Source organism: uncultured Desulfovibrio sp. (genome assembly GCF_944327235.1).
Classification (GTDB): Bacteria; Desulfobacterota; Desulfovibrionia; order Desulfovibrionales; family Desulfovibrionaceae; genus Desulfovibrio.
In genome coordinates, this window is the sequence record NZ_CALVHE010000014.1 from 1 (window position 1) to 15,817 (window position 15,817).

13 protein-coding genes are annotated in these 15,817 nt (G+C 65.7%); 11 read left to right on the plus strand and 2 right to left on the minus strand.

Annotated elements, in window-relative coordinates:
- Nucleotides 1-147: 147 nt before the first annotated feature.
- The gene (locus Q0K00_RS03670) at nt 148-942 is read left to right on the plus strand and encodes an acyltransferase (protein ID WP_297227453.1); all 795 of its coding nucleotides are present in this window, start codon (nt 148-150) and stop codon (nt 940-942) included.
- 3 nt (nt 943-945) lie between these two features.
- Nucleotides 946-3,990 (plus strand): DEAD/DEAH box helicase, encoded by a 3,045-nt coding sequence (locus tag Q0K00_RS03675; protein ID WP_297227454.1) that lies wholly within the window; start codon nt 946-948, stop codon nt 3,988-3,990.
- A gap of 400 nt (nt 3,991-4,390) precedes the next feature.
- On the opposite strand, the gene Q0K00_RS03680 is transcribed toward Q0K00_RS03675, so the two are convergent.
- Nucleotides 4,391-5,266 (minus strand): methylenetetrahydrofolate reductase, encoded by an 876-nt coding sequence (locus tag Q0K00_RS03680; RefSeq protein WP_297227455.1) that lies wholly within the window; start codon nt 5,264-5,266, stop codon nt 4,391-4,393.
- A gap of 362 nt (nt 5,267-5,628) precedes the next feature.
- On the opposite strand from Q0K00_RS03680, the gene Q0K00_RS03685 reads away from it, so the two are divergent.
- The 9 genes from Q0K00_RS03685 to Q0K00_RS03725 are packed head-to-tail and all read left to right on the plus strand — an operon-like array spanning nt 5,629 to nt 14,421.
- On the plus strand, nt 5,629-9,504 hold the full coding sequence (locus tag Q0K00_RS03685; RefSeq protein WP_297227456.1) for a proton-conducting transporter membrane subunit: 3,876 nt from the start codon (nt 5,629-5,631) through the stop codon (nt 9,502-9,504).
- Nucleotides 9,501-10,463 carry a respiratory chain complex I subunit 1 family protein gene (locus Q0K00_RS03690; RefSeq protein ID WP_297227457.1) on the plus strand — a complete coding sequence of 321 codons (963 nt, stop codon included), beginning with the start codon at nt 9,501-9,503 and terminating at the stop codon, nt 10,461-10,463. Before Q0K00_RS03685 ends, Q0K00_RS03690 begins: the two co-directional genes overlap by 4 nt.
- A gap of 10 nt (nt 10,464-10,473) precedes the next feature.
- Entirely contained in the window at nt 10,474-10,923 is a 450-nt protein-coding gene (gene nuoB, locus Q0K00_RS03695) for an NADH-quinone oxidoreductase subunit NuoB (RefSeq protein WP_297227458.1), read from the plus strand.
- 1 nt (nt 10,924) lies between these two features.
- Complete coding sequence (locus tag Q0K00_RS03700) at nt 10,925-11,167, plus strand: hypothetical protein (protein WP_297227460.1); 243 nt, start codon at nt 10,925-10,927, stop codon at nt 11,165-11,167.
- Between the two features lie 2 nt (nt 11,168-11,169).
- On the plus strand, nt 11,170-11,754 hold the full coding sequence (locus tag Q0K00_RS03705) for a 4Fe-4S binding protein (protein ID WP_297227461.1): 585 nt from the start codon (nt 11,170-11,172) through the stop codon (nt 11,752-11,754).
- A 26-nt stretch (nt 11,755-11,780) separates the two neighbouring features.
- On the plus strand, nt 11,781-12,317 hold the full coding sequence (locus Q0K00_RS03710; protein WP_297227462.1) for an NADH-quinone oxidoreductase subunit C: 537 nt from the start codon (nt 11,781-11,783) through the stop codon (nt 12,315-12,317).
- Nucleotides 12,314-13,402 carry a nickel-dependent hydrogenase large subunit gene (locus Q0K00_RS03715; protein ID WP_297227463.1) on the plus strand — a complete coding sequence of 363 codons (1,089 nt, stop codon included), beginning with the start codon at nt 12,314-12,316 and terminating at the stop codon, nt 13,400-13,402. The genes Q0K00_RS03710 and Q0K00_RS03715 overlap by 4 nt, the downstream gene beginning before the upstream one ends.
- Nucleotides 13,403-13,412: 10 nt before the next feature.
- Nucleotides 13,413-13,781: a hydrogenase maturation nickel metallochaperone HypA gene (locus Q0K00_RS03720; RefSeq protein WP_297227464.1), complete on the plus strand. Its 369-nt coding sequence runs from the start codon at nt 13,413-13,415 to the stop codon at nt 13,779-13,781.
- A 4-nt stretch (nt 13,782-13,785) separates the two neighbouring features.
- Nucleotides 13,786-14,421, plus strand: coding sequence for a 4Fe-4S dicluster domain-containing protein (locus tag Q0K00_RS03725; protein WP_297227465.1), 636 nt, complete (start codon nt 13,786-13,788; stop codon nt 14,419-14,421).
- 486 nt (nt 14,422-14,907) lie between these two features.
- Here the strand turns inward: Q0K00_RS03725 and Q0K00_RS03730 are convergent, their stop codons facing one another.
- Nucleotides 14,908-15,738, minus strand: a complete 831-nt coding sequence (locus Q0K00_RS03730; protein ID WP_297227466.1) for a histidinol-phosphatase — start codon at nt 15,736-15,738, stop codon at nt 14,908-14,910.
- Nucleotides 15,739-15,817: the final 79 nt, after the last annotated feature.

Sequence of the window (15,817 nt, forward strand, 5' to 3'; positions counted from 1 at the left end):
GTGCCGCGTCATCCCGTCTGTGACCCTGACAAAAGTTTTCGGAAGGGAGAGGGGGAGCGCGAGGGGGAGAGGGAGACCCTTTTCCAAAAGGGGCTCCCTCTCCCCCTCGCAAAAAACTTCCCTCCCCACAATCAACGAGGTGCCCGAATGAGCCTTTGGCGCAAGATCCGGGAGCGGGGGCTGACGCCCGCCAATATCATCAGTTACGCGAGCCTGCGGATCATGCAGGATGGCGGCAGGCTGCTGGGGACGTTGCGGCTGCGCTGCAAGGCGCGCTTTCTTGGGGTACGCACGGGGGCGGGCGTGAGCGCGCACGGCCCGGTGGGGCTCATGCGCTGGCCGGGCAGCAGTATCGAGATCGGCGCGGGGTGCAGCTTCATTTCCTCGTGGCGGCGGGCCACGGCGGCCACGGTGCTGGCGCCGTGCCGTTTGCGGACGTTCGGGCCCGGCGCGCGGATCGTGCTGGGGGAGGGCTGCCAGCTCACCGGGGCGGCGCTGACGGCGCGTTCCACCAGCATCAGATTGGGGCGGCAGGTCATGCTGGCGCCCAACTGTATCGTGGTGGATTCGGATTTTCATGCCCCGTGGCCGCCGGAGCGGCGTTGCGTCGATCCGGGGCTGGAGCATGACGCGCCGGTGGAGATCGGGGATCATGCCTGGCTGGGCATGGGCTGCATGGTGCTGAAGGGCGTCACCATCGGGCACGGGGCCATCATCGGCGCGGGCAGTGTGGTGACGCGGGATGTGCCGCCCTTGTGTGTGGCGGCGGGCGCGCCCGCGCGTGTGGTGCGGCGTCTGACGGCCTGCGAGGCGGCAGGGTTGTGCGTGCCGCCGGAGGAGGGCCTGAGCGAGTCCGTGGATGTGGGACGCGCAGCCAACAGCCTGAGCGCGGACGACGCGACGATGGAGACGGGCGAAACGAGCGGGCCGTCCGGAGAGTAGTCCGTGCCGGTGGATGAATATATAGAAAAACTGCTGGCATCACCGCGTTTTGCCGGACAGATACGGACGCATCGCCTGCTGCCGGGACGGGAAGCGCGATTTGCGGACTCGCGCCTGCCGTGGTCGGCGGCCATGCGGCGCTTGCTGGAAGCGCGGGGGCTGGAGCGGCTGTATGCGCATCAGGCGCTGGCCACGGACTATGTGCGTTCCGGGCGATCGGTGGTGGTGGCCACGCCCACGGCCAGCGGCAAGAGCCTTGTCTATCATCTGCCCGTGCTGGAGCGCTACCTGCAGGACCCGGACGCGCGGGCCCTGTATCTTTTTCCCCTCAAGGCGCTGGCGCAGGATCAGCTGGCGGGCTTCAACAGCCTGTGCGCCCTGTGGCCGGAGATCAGCCGTCCACGGGCGGCCCTGTACGACGGGGACACCTCGGAGCATTTTCGGCGCAAGATCCGGCGTGATCCGCCACAGGTGCTGATCAGCAATCCCGAGATGCTGCATCTGGCCATCCTGCCGCATCATGAACAGTGGGCCGCGTTTCTTGCGGGGCTGTCCCATGTGGTGGTGGACGAGGCGCATACCTACCGTGGGGTCTTTGGGGCGCACATGGCGCAGGTGTTCCGGCGGCTCAACCGGCTTGCCGGACGCTACGGCGCGCGACCGACCTATATCTTCTGCACGGCCACGGTGGGCAATCCCGGCGAGTTGGCGGCGGCGCTCTGCGGGGCGGACGAGACGTCCGGTCTGCCCGCGCCCGTGGTGGTGGACGAATCCGGCGCGCCGCAGGGGCCGCGCCATGTGGTCTTTCTCGATCCTGAACAAAGTCCGTCCACGGCGGCCATCGACCTGCTCAAGGCCGCGCTGGCCCGTGATCTGCGTACCATCGTCTATTGCCGTTCCCGGCGCATGACCGAACTCATCAGCCTCTGGGCGGGGAGCCTGCACGGGGCCTATGCCGGAAAGATCGCGGCCTATCGGGCGGGCTATCTGCCCGAAGAGCGCCGGGACATCGAGGCGCGTATGGCCTCGGGTGAACTGCTGGCCGTGGTGAGCACCAGCGCGCTGGAATTGGGCATCGACATCGGCGGGCTGGATGTCTGCATCCTCGTGGGCTATCCCGGCACGGTCATGGCGACGTTACAGCGCGGCGGCCGCGTGGGCCGGGCGCAGCAGGAGTCCGCGGTGCTGCTGGTGGCCGGGGAGGACGCGCTCGATCAATACTTTATGCGCCACCCCGACGATTTTTTCAGCCGTCCGCCGGAAAGGGCGGTGGTCAATCCTGACAACGAGGTGATCCTGTCCCGGCATCTGGAATGCGCGGCGGCGGAGATGCCCCTGCGGGACGGGGAGGTCTGGCTGCGGCAGGCGGCGGCGCGGGAGGCCGTGCGACAGCTCGAGCGGGCGGGCACGCTCCTGCGCAGCGCGGAGGGGGATCAATGGCTGGCGGCCCGCAAGCGGCCGCAGCGTCTGGTGGACCTGCGCGGCGCGGGGCAGTCCTGCGTCATCGAGGACACGGAAGGGCGGATCATCGGCTCGGTGGACGGCTGGCGCGCCTGGCGGGAGACGCATCCCGGCGCTGTCTATCTGCATCAGGGCAAAAGTTATGTGGTGCAGGAGCTGGACACGGAACGCGGCCGGGTGCTGGTGCGGCCGGAAAAGGTGGGCTGGTTCACGCGGGTGCGGGGACAGAAGAGTACGGACATCCTGGAAGAGGTGGAACGCCGTCCGCTGGGCCGGGGCATGGTCTGCCGGGGCCGCCTGCGGATCATGGACCAAGTCACGGGCTACGAGAAGCGCAGCACCTCCGGCAACCGCCTGCTGACCATCGTGCCGCTGGACGCGCCGCCGCATGTCTTCGAGACGGAAGGGCTGTGGTACGTCTTTCCCGACAGCACGCGCCTGCGGCTGGAAGAGGCTTTCGTGCATTTCATGGGGGCCATCCATGCGCTGGAACATGCGGCCATTGGCCTGCTGCCCCTGCTGGTCATGGCGGATCGCAACGATTTCGGCGGCATCTCCATCCCGCTGCATCCGCAGACCGGCCTGCCGGGCGTGTTCATCTATGACGGTCTGCCCGGCGGCGCGGGCCTGACGCGGCAGGCCTTCCCGCAGGCCGGGGAGCTGCTGCGTCTGAGTCGGGAGGCCATAGCGTCCTGCCCTTGTGAGGACGGTTGCCCCTCCTGCGTGCATTCGCCCAAGTGCGGCTCGGGCAACCGGCCCATCATCAAGACCGGGGCCGTGGCGCTGGTGGATGACGTGCTGGCTCCGGGCGGCGAGGCCGAAGGCGAGGCGCTGGCGCGGGAATGGCGCTGTTCGCCCGCACCGGCGCGCGGACTGACAGGCGCGGCCGGGGAGAGCGGTACGGACGGGATGCGGCCGGTGGAGCGCGGGGAAACCGTCTTGTCGGACGGGCAGACGGCCCTGCCGGACACGGAGGTGGTCCCGGATGCGCCGGAAAGGGCGGTTGCGGCGGCCCCGGACGCCGCGGGGGAACTCTCCGAGGAGGGCGTGCCGCCCTTCGTGGTGCTGGACGTGGAGACCCGGCGCAGCGCCGCCGAGGTGGGCGGCTGGCACCGGGCCGGGGACATGGGCGTGAGTGTGGCCGTGCTCTACGACAGCCGGGACAGGCAATTCCATACCTACCGGCAGGAAGAGCTGGCCGCCTGCTTCGAACGCCTGCGGAGCGCGCCGCTGGTCGTGGGCTTCAATTCCTTCCGTTTCGATTACGCCGTGCTCCAGCCTTTTGCCGGATTTTCTCTGAAGGAGCTGCCCGGCCTCGATCTGTTGCAATGCCTGCAGGAACGCCTGCACTACCGGGTCTCTCTGGATAACGTGGCGCAGGCCACTCTTGATGAGGGCAAGAGCGCCGACGGCCTGCAGGCCCTGCGCTGGTGGAAGGAGGGCCGCGTGGAGGAGATCGCCGCCTACTGCCGCAAGGATGTGGACGTCACCCGCCGGGTCTATCTTTTCGGATGGAAAAACGGTTACGTGCTCTTCCGCAACAAGGCCGGACAGCGGGTGCGCGTGCCGGTAGATCTCCGGCGCTGAAGCGCGGGCGACGCCTGTGAGGACTTGTCGCTCCTGTTCGCTGTTTGGGGGGAAGGGGAACCGCCCGCTCTGCTGTCGATGCCTGTAAGGCTCCTGCGTCGCCTAGGGCGTATCAACATAAATTTTGCAAATAATTCAAGTAAATAAAAATAAACTGTCTCTACACGCTCCGCTTGTCTTTGGGGCGGGGAGGCTCGTGGCCCTGACTCTTCCTCGGTAAAAGCGCGCTGGGGAAGGGATGGGGGGCTTGGGGGGAAGGGGAACCCCGCCCGCGCCGGCGGCGACCGAAAGGCGGCCGCAGGCCGTGTCCGTTAGGCGACGCAGGAGCCTTACGGACATCGACAGCAACGCGAGGGGTTCCCCTTCCCCCCAAACAAGCATGTACGCGTGCCGGTGGCTCCTACAGCCCGGCCTCTTGTACAAGGCGCAGGCACATGTCGGCCTTGTTGAGCGTATAGAGGTGGATACCGGGCGCGCCTTCATCGAGCAGGCGGCGGATTTGACGTACGGCGAAGCGCAGGCCCGCCTCGCGTACGGCCTCCACGCCGCCTTCCTTGTTGGCTTCTTCCAGTTCCAGATAGAATTTGCCGGGGATATTGGCCCCGCAGAGGCGCAGCACGCGGCGCAGGGAGTCGAAGCTCTGGATGGGCAAAATACCGGGGATGACCGGCGTGGTGAAGCCCTGTGCCCGCAGGCCGCGCACCAGTTCCACATATTCGCGGACATCGAAAAAGAGCTGCGTCACCACGAAGTCCGCGCCAGCGGCGATCTTTTCGGCCAGATGGTGCCTGTCCGCGGCGAAGGTGGAGGACTCGGGATGCGGGCAGGGGTACCCGGCCACGGCCACGCCCATGTCCGGCATCTGCCGCCGGATGAAGCGCACGAGATCGAGCGCATGGCGGAAACGGCCGCTCTCCCAGTCCCAGTGCGGCTGGTCAGCGGGAGCGTCGCCGCGCAGGGCCAGCACGTCCTGCACGCCATTGGCCCGCAGATCGTCCAGGAAGCCGAGGATGCGCTCCTGTTCAGCGCCCACACAGGTCAGATGCGCCATGACATGGAAGCCGCGCCGGACGAGTTCCGCCGTGACGGACAGGGAGTTCTGCTGCTTGCCGCCGCCCGCGCCGTAGGTCACCGAGGCAAAGAGCGGATCGACCGCCTTGAGGCGGGCCGCCGTTTCGTAGAAGGCAGGCAGTTGCGCCGGGTCGGACGGCGGGAAGAATTCAAAGGAAATGAAGGGTTCACGGCGTTCACGCAACAGACTGCCGATGGTCGTCATGGATGTGCTCCTTTCAACGGTGAGTGACGGGATGGCACATCTTGTATCAATATAACTTGATATGTCAATATGGCAGCCCCGGAGGCATGTGAATCCCCTCACGCCCGCACGGAGAGAAGCCCCCATCTGTCGCCGGATGCTCGCGACGACGCGGCGCGTCCGCCCGCATGGCTGCCTGCGCTGACCCCGACAGACGAACTGCGCGGCCTTGCTTGCAAGGGAGGGATATTTCCGCTACGCTAACCGCTTGTGAAGGGATTTTTTTATCCGTTTTTGCTGTTCGCCGTTTCCCGTGTCGCGAAGGTCGCGCACCGCGCCGGGACGAGAGCGGAGGACGCGGGCAGCCAACGTCCGGGGCGCGTATGACCATACCCATCACAGTTGCCGACTTTCCGGTACTTTTTCTGCCGGGACTGTTCTTTCTTCTTTTCGGAACCTGGCTGGCCGTGCGACAGCGCGAGAACCTGAAACGCCTGGTCTGCTGGGGCGCGCTCGTCGATGCGGGCGTGATCTGCCTTGCGCTGGGCTGCGGCGGGATGACCGCGCGACTGGTGGTGTTCCTGTATGTGACGTTTCAGGCGGCAAGCCGCCTGCTGGCGCTGGCCGCGCTGGCCGATCTGTCCCACGGCGCCAAGCCGACCCTGTCGGCCCTGCGCGGGGCGGGACGGATACGTCCGGCGTCCGGGGCGCTGTTTGCTCTGGGCCTCATGGCCAGCGTGGGCGGTTCGCCCTTCTTCGTCCCCGAAGCGCGCCTGTTCCTTGCCAATGCCTTCCTCGACGCGGGACTGCCCGGCTATACGGGCTTCGGCCTCTGCCTGCTGACCTCGGCCTGTACGCTGGCCCTGCTGGCTCTGCACCTCCATACCGTCCGCATCACCCTGCTGGAAGCGCCGTATGCGCATACAGCCCCCCTTGCGCCGCGCAAGGTCGGTCTGATCGCCGTCCTGCTGGCCTTGGTGGTCTGTGCGCTGGGGCTGGCCCGCAATGAACTGATAAGCCTTTTCGCCCGCTTCATGGAGCTGGGCGAGGTGCGCCATACCCTGCCGCATATCTCCTTCTGGCTGTTCTACGCCGGGGCTATCCTCGGCGGCGCGGGCAGCCTGCGGCGCAGCCGCCTTGCGCCCTGGGCCGTGGTGCTGACCTCGGTGCTGGCGCTCATCAGCGTTTTCCTCTTCCCGCTGCATTCGCCTTTCAAGGGCCTGCCGCTGATCTTCCTTGCGCTGATCTGTCTGGTAGCCGTGGTTGTCAGTCTTTACTCCGTGGACTACATGGCTCACGACGAGCATCCGGCCCGGTACTGGTTTTTCCTGCCGCTGACCTTTGCGGCACTGGCGGGCATCGTGAGTTCTCCCAATGCCGATGCCTTTTACGGCTACTGGGAGCTGATGACCTTCGCATCCTATTTCCTCGTGGTGCACGAGGGTCGGCGCGCGTCCTATGACGCCGGTTTCAAGTACTACCTCATGTGCGCGGGCGGCGCGCTCCTGCTCCTGCCTGGTCTGACGCTCGTCTGCGGCGGCGCCATGGCCCTTCCGGCAGCCCTGCTGGCCAAGGTGCCGGACGAACTCCTGAAGATGGGCATGGTCTGCTGTCTGGCCGGATTCGCCGTCAAGGCCGGTCTGGTCCCGCTGCATTCCTGGTTGCCGGATGCGCACCCGGCGGCGCCCTCGTCCGTGTCCGCGCCGCTGTCGGGCATCATCACCAAGATGGGTATCTACGGCCTGATCCTGCTCGGGATGCTGGCTTCCGCCAGACCGCAGGAAGGGCTGTACGGCCTGAGCTGGTACGGCACGGCCCTTGTCTTCATGGGGGGCTTCACCCTTGTTTACGGCGAGATCATGGCCCTGCGTCAGCAGGACATCAAGCGTATGCTGGCCTTCTCCACTCTGGGCCAGCTGGGCGAGATCGCCCTTGTGCTGGGCGTGGGGACCCTGCCCGCCCTTTACGCGACGCTGGCCCATGTGAGTATGCACGCCATCATGAAGGACCTGCTCTTCCTCGGAGCGGGGGCGCTCATCCTGCGCGCCGGTTCGCGGCAACTGGCGGATCTGCGCGGCCTCGGCCGCTCCATGCCGTGGACCGTGTCCTGCATGTGCGTGGGCCTCATCACCATCATGGGCCTGCCGCCTTTCGGGGGCTTCCTCAGCAAATATCTCATGATCAAGGCCATGACGCAGGCCGGTTACGTCTGGCTGGCCGCGCTCATCCTTGCCGGTTCGCTGGTGGGGGCGGTCTACTATATCCGCATCCTCAAGACGCTGGTTTTCGAGGAACGTCCGGCGCACCTGCCTTCGGTGACGGAAGCTCCCCTGTGCATACGTCTGGCGCTGCTCATCCTGACCGTGCTCTGTCTTGTGCCGGGGCTGGCCCCCTGGCTGGTGGACTGGCTGGCCGGTTCGATCGTTTACGGCAAGTTCATCCCCCTGCCGCTGGGGAATGTGACCGAGGCCGGCGCCGATGCCATGCTCATGGGGCTCCTGCCCCTGATGATGCTCGACATCCCCGCCTTCCTCATGTCGGGGAACATCTGGCCCCTCTATGTGGCGGTGCCGGTCTTCGGCGCGTTGCTGCCCGCCTTTTTCCGGCGTGATGCGCGCAAGGCCGGGCTGGCCGCGCTGGCGGTGCTCCTGCTGACCGCCGCCCTCGTGTCGGCACAGGGGCGGGAGCTGGACGCGCTGTCCTTCGGCTTTGCCCTGCTGGTGCCGTGCGTGGGCGCGCTCAACGTCATCTATGCCCTGGGCTACATGAGCCATAGCCACAGTCAGTGGCGCTTCTACTGCTCCTTCACGGCCATGTGCGGCGGCCTGGTAGGCATGGCCGCCGCGCCGACCCTCTTCAGCTTCTTCCTGTTCTGGGAGATCATGAGCGCCTGGACGCTCTACCTTGTCCTGGCCCATGAAGGCGATGCCCTCTCTCTGCGCGAGGCTTTCAAGTATTTCTGCTTCAACGTCTGCGGCGCGGGCTTCATCTTTGTGGGCGTCTGTTGCCTGACCGGCGACCTGCCCATGACGGGCAGCCCGGAAGCGATGGCGGCGCTGGTCCATCATCTGGAATCTCTGGGAGGAAAGAACGGTCTGCCCTTTGCCCTGGGCTTCTGCCTGCTGGGCGTGGGCTTCCTCATGAAGGCCGCGCAGCTTCCTTTCCGCATCGACTGGCAGATGCACCCGGCCGTGGCCCCCACGCCGGTGTCGGGCTTCATCTCCTCGGTGCTGCTGAAAAGTTCCGTCTTCGGGCTGGTCAAGCTCTTCCTCCTGCTGGGCGGCGCCGCGCTGACCGTGGAAGATCTGGTGTCCGAGGAGATCATCGACATGGCGAGCCTCGCCGCCATGTGGATCGGCGGCATCACCATCGTTTACGCGGCCCTGCAGGCCCTGCGGGCCAATCAGGTCAAGCTGGTCTTCATCTATTCCACGGTCAGCCAGATCGGCTACATGGTGCTGGCCGTGGCGGCGGGCGGCTCGCTGGGCTATGCGGGCGGCCTGCTGCATGTGGTCAACCATGTATTCTTCAAGGACCTGCTCTTCCTTGTCTGCGGGGCGGTCATGTTCGCCAGCCACTGCGAAACGCTGGAGGACCTCGGCGGTCTGGGGCGCAAGATGCCCTTCACCCTCGCCATGTTCGCCATTGCGGGCCTGTCGGTGGTGGGCGTGCCGCCGACCAGCGGTTTCAGCTCCAAGTGGCTGATCTACCATGCGCTCATGGAGGCTGATCAACCCCTGCTGGCGTTGCTCTCGCTGGTGGGCAGCGTCATCACCCTGGCCTATGTGGCCAAGTTCCTCCATGCCGCCTTCCTCGGACAGCCCGCGCCGCATCTGGAGCGCATCAGCGAGGTGCCGTACATCATGCGCGCGCCCATGGGCCTGCTGGCTCTCGGCTGTCTGGTCACCGGCATCTTCCCCGGACTGGCGCTCTGGCCCATCAACAAGGTGCTGGTCGAATACGGCCTCGAGGCGCTGAGCATTTCCCCGGCGGGCGTCAGCGAAGGTCCTGGAGCCTGGAACGCCACGGGCATGGCCGTCATGATGGCGCTGGCCGTGGGCGGCGGGCTGCTCTTCGTGAAGCGCTTCGTGCGTCTGCGTGAAGTGGATATCCATACCTGCGGTCTGCCGCCGGAGGCGGCCACCAGCCGCATGAAGCCCGCGAGCATCTACGGCGGCCTTGTCCGTCTGCTGGGGCATCTCCCCGGCGCGCCCGATCCCGCGCAAGGCGAGCGCGGCAGCAAGGAGCATGAAGCATGAGCGAGACCCTGTACGCCATCCTGCACATGACCCTCTTTCCCGGCGGGCTCTTTGCGCTGACGCTGGGGCTCTTCTACAAAGCCCTTGACCGTCGCGTGGAGGCGCGTCTCCAGCGCCGCGTGGGGCCGCCGCTCATCCAGCCGTGGCTGGACATCGCCAAGCTCTGCACCAAGGAGACCCTCATCCCCCGCACGGCCTGCAAGAGCGTCTTTCTGGCCGCGCCGGTGGTGGGCTTTGCGGGCATGGCCGTCTGTGCGGCCTTCATCCCCGTGCCCGGCGTCTTCGGCGGTCTGTACAATATGGGCGACCTGCTGGTGCTCTTTTACCTGCTGCCCATACCGGCCATAGCCATGATGCTGGGCGGTTCTGCCTCCAGTTCGCCGTTCGGCGCGGTGGGCTTTTCGCGCGAGATGCTCCTCATGCTGGCCTACGAGATGCCGCTGCTCATGATTTTGCTGGCCGTGGCCATGCTGATCGGCTCCCAGAGCGGGGGCACGGCGGAATTCTCCCTGCTGAAAATCATCGACTGGCAGCTGGCGGAAGGTTCTCTGGGTTTCCATCCGGCCATGATCCCGGCTCTGGTCGCCTACCTGATGTTTCTGCCCGGCACCATGGGCGTCGTGCCCTTCGACATCCCCGAAGCCGAAACGGAGATCATCGAGGGGCCCCTGCTGGAATACGGCGGGCCGCTGCTGGCCCTTTACCAGATGGGGAGCGCGCTCAAGACCTTCGTGGTGCTGGGGCTTGGCGTGGCGCTCTTCTTCCCGGGGCTCATCTCCGACTACTGGCCCGTCAATCTGCTCTGGTTCCTGGCCAAGTGCGTGGGGCTCATGCTGGTGTCGCTGACGCTGGTCAAGTCGGCTACCGGGCGTTTCCGCATCGATCAGGCCTTTCGTTTTTATGTGACCGTGCCCACGGCGCTGGCTCTGTGCAGCCTGCTGCTCGTCTGGGCCCTGTAAGGAGGCGGCCATGAGCCTTGATACCCTGCTCAAGAAACTGTCGGTGCGCTCGCCCTGGCTTTTCCGCATCAATGCCGGCTCCTGCAATGGCTGTGACGTGGAGCTGGCCACCACGGCCTGCATCCCCCGCTACGACGTGGAGCGCTTCGGCTGCCGGTATTGCGGCAGCCCCCGCCATGCGGACATCGTGCTCATCACCGGCCCTCTGACCACTCGTGTGCGGGACCGCGTGCTGACGGTCTGGAACGAGATACCCGAACCCAAGGTCACGGTGGCCGTGGGGATCTGCCCCATTTCCGGCGGCGTCTTCCGGGAGGGCTATTCCATCGAGGGGCCCATCTCCCGGCATATCCCGGTGGACGTCAACGTGCCCGGCTGCCCGCCGCGCCCGCAGGCTATCCTGGAAGGCGTGGTGCTGGCCAAGCAGATCTGGCTCAAGAAGCTGGGGCTGGAGGTCTAGGATGACGGCTGGGCGGAGCACGACGCCGCGTCGCGGGCCGACAGGAACATCCGGGGCGGTGGAGACCTCCCCGCGGCGTCTGTGGGCCTGGCTGGGCGGCGTGCTGCGTCGTCTCAACGAGCAGCTGACATCCCTGAATGCCCGTATGGAAGGGGAAAGCTCCTGCCGCCGTTGCGGGGTCTGTCACCATGTCTGCGGCATGTTGACGACATCCCGGCGCGGGGGCGTCCTCCCCAAGGAGTGAATATGGCAGGCTTTCTGAAGATTCTTTTCCGCAATCTCCTTGAGGGGCCGAGCACGGATCCCTTCCCGCTGGGAGAGACCTTTTCGCCGGAGCGCATCCGCGGAACGGTGCGCATCGATCCCGAGCTTTGCATGGGCTGCGGCATGTGCCGCTATTCCTGCACGGCCGGGGCCATCCATATCCGGCACAATGAGGACGGATCCGGCTATACCATCACCGTCTGGCAGGATTCCTGCTGCCTGTGCGCCTCCTGCCGCCATTACTGTCCCACCGGGGCCATCACCATCGACGACGACTGGCATCATGCCCATGTGGAGGCGGACAAGTACACCATGCTGGAGCAGCGGACCATCACCTATGAGCCCTGCTCCCATTGCGGCACGCTCATCCGGCCCATCCCGCTGCCGCTGGCCCGCAAGCTTTACGCGCACAACACGAGCCTTGATCCCGACGTCATCCGGCATCTCTGCCCCAAATGCCGTCAGATCGAGGACGCCAAGCGCAACGCCTGCCATCTGTCCGCGCACGGGGAAGGACAGGCGCAGGATGACAGCGTGGCCCCGTCGGCCGCACCCGTGAAGAAATAAGCTGCCCTTTCGGGCAAAGGATAGTCATGCAGGAAATCATCAAGGGCCGTCCGGGGCTCATCGACGCGCTGACCGGCGACTGCGGCTCTCCCGCCGCCGTCCATCACAGCACGGACGCCTACGGCAACGCCTATCACTGGTTCAAGCTGCCCCAGCCGCGCCGTCTGCCGCAGGCCGCCGCCCGGCTGAAGGAGGCCGGCGCACGTCTGTGCATGATCTCGGCCTATAACCGTCACCAGCTCAGCGAGCAACAGCAGGAGATCTGCTATCACTTCGAGCTGGAAGGCGTGATCTACAATCTGACCGTCAACCTGGGCAACGAATGGCAGACCGTGCCGTCCATCACGCCCCTGTTCGCCAATGCCGACTGGCACGAGCGGGAGATGATGGAGCTTTACGCCATCCGTGTGGAAGGGCATCCCAATCCGCGTCGTCTCTTCCTTGACGAGGAGCTGGACGCCGGCGTGCTCAATGAGGCCGTGCCGTTGTCGGTCATGATGAACGGGGCCTGTACCACCGACCTCTGGGAACGCATCCTCAAGGACAGGGGGAACATGGCATGAGCACGCCCACGACCTTTCAAATGCCGCTCGGCCCGGTGCATGTGGCGCTGGAGGAACCCGTCTACTTCCATCTGACCGTGGACGGCGAGACCATCCGGAAGGTGGAGCTCACCTCCGGGCATGTGCATCGTGGCATGGAAGCTTTGGCCAGCCAGCGCAACCTCATCCAGAATACCACGCTGACCGAGCGCGTCTGCTCGCTTTGCTCCAACAGCCACTCCTTCACCTACTGCATGGCCGTGGAGAACGTGCTGGGCATCGTCATCCCGCCTCGCGCCCGCTATCTGCGCGTCATGGCCGAGGAGATCAAGCGGGTGGCCTCGCATCTTTTCAATACGGCCATCCAGGCGCATATCATCGGCTACAAATCCCTGTTCATGCACGTCATGGAAGTGCGGGAGATGATGCAGGACGTCAAGGAGACCGTCTACGGCAACCGCATGAACCTGGCGTCCAACTGCATCGGCGGCGTCAAATGCGACGTGGAGGCCCGGCACTTCGATTATATCCTGTCCATGCTGGACAAGGTGGAGCCCGCCGTGGACGAGATACGGGACATCTACGACAACGACCCCATGCTGCTGGGCCGGACGCGCGGCCTTGGTTTGCTGCCGCTGGAGGACGCCGTGCGGCTGGGCGTGGTCGGCCCCGTGGCCCGCGGGTCGGGCATCACGCACGATGTGCGCAAGGACTCGCCCTATGCGGCCTATCCCGAATTGGAATTCGACGTCATCCATCGGGACGGCTGCTGCGTCAACAGCCGGACGCTGGTACGGCTGGATGAGATCTTCCAGTCCTGCCGCATCATCCGGCAGTGCTGCGAGAAATGTCCGGACGGGCCAGTGACCGCGCCCATGAACCAGATCCATCCGGCGGAAGCCTGTGCCCGCAGCGAAGCGCCGCGCGGCGAGGTCTTCTATTACATCCGTACCAACGACACGGATATGCCGGCCCGGCTCAAGTGGCGCGTGCCGTCCTACATGAATTGGGAAGCCCTCGGCGTCATGATGCGGGATTGCACGGTGGCCGATGTGGCGCTGATCACCAACAGCATCGACCCCTGCGTGTCCTGCACGGAGCGTTGAGCGACGAGACATGCACGAGGCGGCGCTCGTCCAGGGGCTGCTCCGTACGGCCGTCAGGGCCGTGGAGGAGCACAACGCCCGACCCGGTGCCCGGAGGGCGGCGCGTATCAGCCGTCTGGACTGTCGGCTGGGTTTGCTGTCCTGCGTGGAGCCGGAGACCCTGCGGGCCTGCTTCGAGCTCTTTGCCGAAGGCAGTCCGGCGCAGGGGGCGGAGCTCGTGCTGGAAACGGCCCCGCTGGATTGCCGTTGCGATGCCTGCGGCGCGACCTTTGCCCTGACCCGGCGGCATTTCGTCTGCCCGGCCTGCGGCGGCGAGCGGCTGCACTTCAGCGGGGGACACGGGCTGACCCTCATGGGCCTTGATGTGGAAGCGGAGTAAAAGCATGATTGAGCATATTCAAGTTGTTCCCGACAAGTGCCGCGCCTGCCGCCGCTGCGAAGTGGCCTGCATCGCGGCCCATCACGGCATGAGCTTCAAGGAGGCCATGAAACACCGCGACGTGCTCGTTTCGCGCGTGCAGGTGGTCAAGGCCGAAGGCTTCCGCACGACGGTGCGCTGCCATCAGTGCGAGCCTGCGCCCTGCTGCGCCATCTGTCCCACCGGGGCACTCCAGCAGGACGAGGACGGGCGCATCAACATGCGCGTGCAGCTCTGCGTGGCCTGCAAGCTCTGTATTGCCGTCTGCCCCTACGGCACCATCACGCTGGACACCATCGGTATGCCGGACATGGCCGCCGACAACGCGGAGACCATGGCCCAGCGCTCTCGACGCGAGGTGGCCGTGCGTTGCGACATGTGCAAGGCCTGGCGCGAGGAGAACGGCAAACGCATCACCGCCTGCATGGAAGCCTGTCCTGTGCGGGCCCTGTCCATGGTGCTGCCGGACGGTACCGTGGTGGAAGCGCCCCTGCCCGAAAAGAAGCCCGCCGCCGTGGAAAAGCCCGTCAATCCGCTGGAACCCGCGACCCCGCTGGCGCAGGACACCGCCCAGCCCCCGGCGCAGGACAACAAGTCCTGACCTTGAGATAATGTGAGGAAAAAACATCCCCCGCCGTGATCACGCCGGGGGATGTTTCGTTTTGAGGGAGCACTATCCATTGTTTGCTTTTTTGGGGGGAAGGGGCCGTATGTGCTCCCCCACGAAAAAATAGTGATCATGCGAGAGGGAGAGGGAAACCGTTTTGAAAAACGGTTATCCCTCTCCCCCTCTCCTTTCCCAAAATTTTTACAGGGTACATGTCGGGCGGTGCGGCCCGGCAAGGCGTCGCGTGGCTGTTTTGTCCCCCGTCGGGATGATAAAGAGGCCGGACAGCGCAAACCGTCCGGCTTTTTGTACAGATTTTGGCTGCGGTGGGGTAGGGGGGACGGCTTGGATGCCGTGACACCGGAGCAGGGAGGCAGTAAAGCGCGTTTGGGGAGGGGTTGGGGGGTGTGGGGGGAAGGGGGACCCCTTTGCGCGCCAGCGAAAGGGGTCCCCCTTCCCCCCACAAACTGACAATAGCCCCTAAAACGCTTCCCGGTGCATCCGGCCGCGCACGAACCAGACGCTTTCGGAGATGCCGAAGGCGCGGGCGTAGTTGGCGAGCTGCGGGAAGGCGTAGGCCACTTCCTCGATGCCGTGGGCGTCGGAGGCAAAGCTCACCGGCACGGACAGTTCGGCGGCAAGCCGCATGAAGGTGGGGCAGGGGTAGATCTCGCGGCAGGGCTTGCGCAGTCCGGCCGAGGAGATCTCCATGCTCATGCCCGCGTCCCGCAGTTCAGCAAGGGCGGTGCGCACCAGCGCCTGACTGTCGGCCTTGGACAGCCAGACGTGGAATTTCTGCACGCTGAACAGCTTGATGATGTCGGGGTGAGCCGCGATGTCGAACAGACCGGACGCGATCATGTTCCGCCAGGCGGCGAAATAGGCGCGGTAATGCTGCTCGCAGGCGTCTTGCGAGATGTCCCAGTCTTCCAGCTTGTCGTCGAAGCCCCAGGTGCCGAGATAGTGCACGCTGCCGAGGCGGTAATCAAAATCGTGCGCCGCCGCGGCGGCCCGCACGAAGGCCTCTTCCGCGTCCAGCCAGTCGAATTCCATGCCGAAGAGCACCTGACAGCGGGACGGGTCCGCGGCGGCCTGTGCCTTGAGGGTCGCCACTTCGCGCACATAATCGTCCATGTGCGCTTCGAGCTGCTCGCGGTATTCGTGGCTGTAGGTGTAGCCCAGCGGGCGCGGCGAGTGCTCGCTGAAGCCGTAGAGACGCAGACCGGCGGCCTCGGCGGCGGCGTACATCTCCGCCGGGGTATTGCGGCCGTGGGAATACAGGGTGTGGGTATGCAGATCCCGCAAGATCATGGCCTGTCCTTGTGGTTCCGGCTGATGCCGGGAGAGGGTGAGAAGGCCTTGTCGCCCGGCTGGCGGAACGGCGCAGCCA

Coding starts and splice junctions, on each gene's coding strand:
- Q0K00_RS03685 (WP_297227456.1), top strand. CDS start 5,629: ATGACCATACCCATCACAGTTGCCGACTTTCCGGTACTTTTTCTGCCG.
- Q0K00_RS03725 (WP_297227465.1), top strand. CDS start 13,786: ATGATTGAGCATATTCAAGTTGTTCCCGACAAGTGCCGCGCCTGCCGC.
- Q0K00_RS03690 (WP_297227457.1), top strand. CDS start 9,501: ATGAGCGAGACCCTGTACGCCATCCTGCACATGACCCTCTTTCCCGGC.
- Q0K00_RS03670 (WP_297227453.1), top strand. CDS start 148: ATGAGCCTTTGGCGCAAGATCCGGGAGCGGGGGCTGACGCCCGCCAAT.
- Q0K00_RS03710 (WP_297227462.1), top strand. CDS start 11,781: ATGCAGGAAATCATCAAGGGCCGTCCGGGGCTCATCGACGCGCTGACC.
- Q0K00_RS03730 (WP_297227466.1), bottom strand. CDS start 15,738: ATGATCTTGCGGGATCTGCATACCCACACCCTGTATTCCCACGGCCGC.
- Q0K00_RS03680 (WP_297227455.1), bottom strand. CDS start 5,266: ATGACGACCATCGGCAGTCTGTTGCGTGAACGCCGTGAACCCTTCATT.
- Q0K00_RS03700 (WP_297227460.1), top strand. CDS start 10,925: ATGACGGCTGGGCGGAGCACGACGCCGCGTCGCGGGCCGACAGGAACA.
- nuoB (WP_297227458.1), top strand. CDS start 10,474: ATGAGCCTTGATACCCTGCTCAAGAAACTGTCGGTGCGCTCGCCCTGG.
- Q0K00_RS03720 (WP_297227464.1), top strand. CDS start 13,413: ATGCACGAGGCGGCGCTCGTCCAGGGGCTGCTCCGTACGGCCGTCAGG.
- Q0K00_RS03715 (WP_297227463.1), top strand. CDS start 12,314: ATGAGCACGCCCACGACCTTTCAAATGCCGCTCGGCCCGGTGCATGTG.
- Q0K00_RS03705 (WP_297227461.1), top strand. CDS start 11,170: ATGGCAGGCTTTCTGAAGATTCTTTTCCGCAATCTCCTTGAGGGGCCG.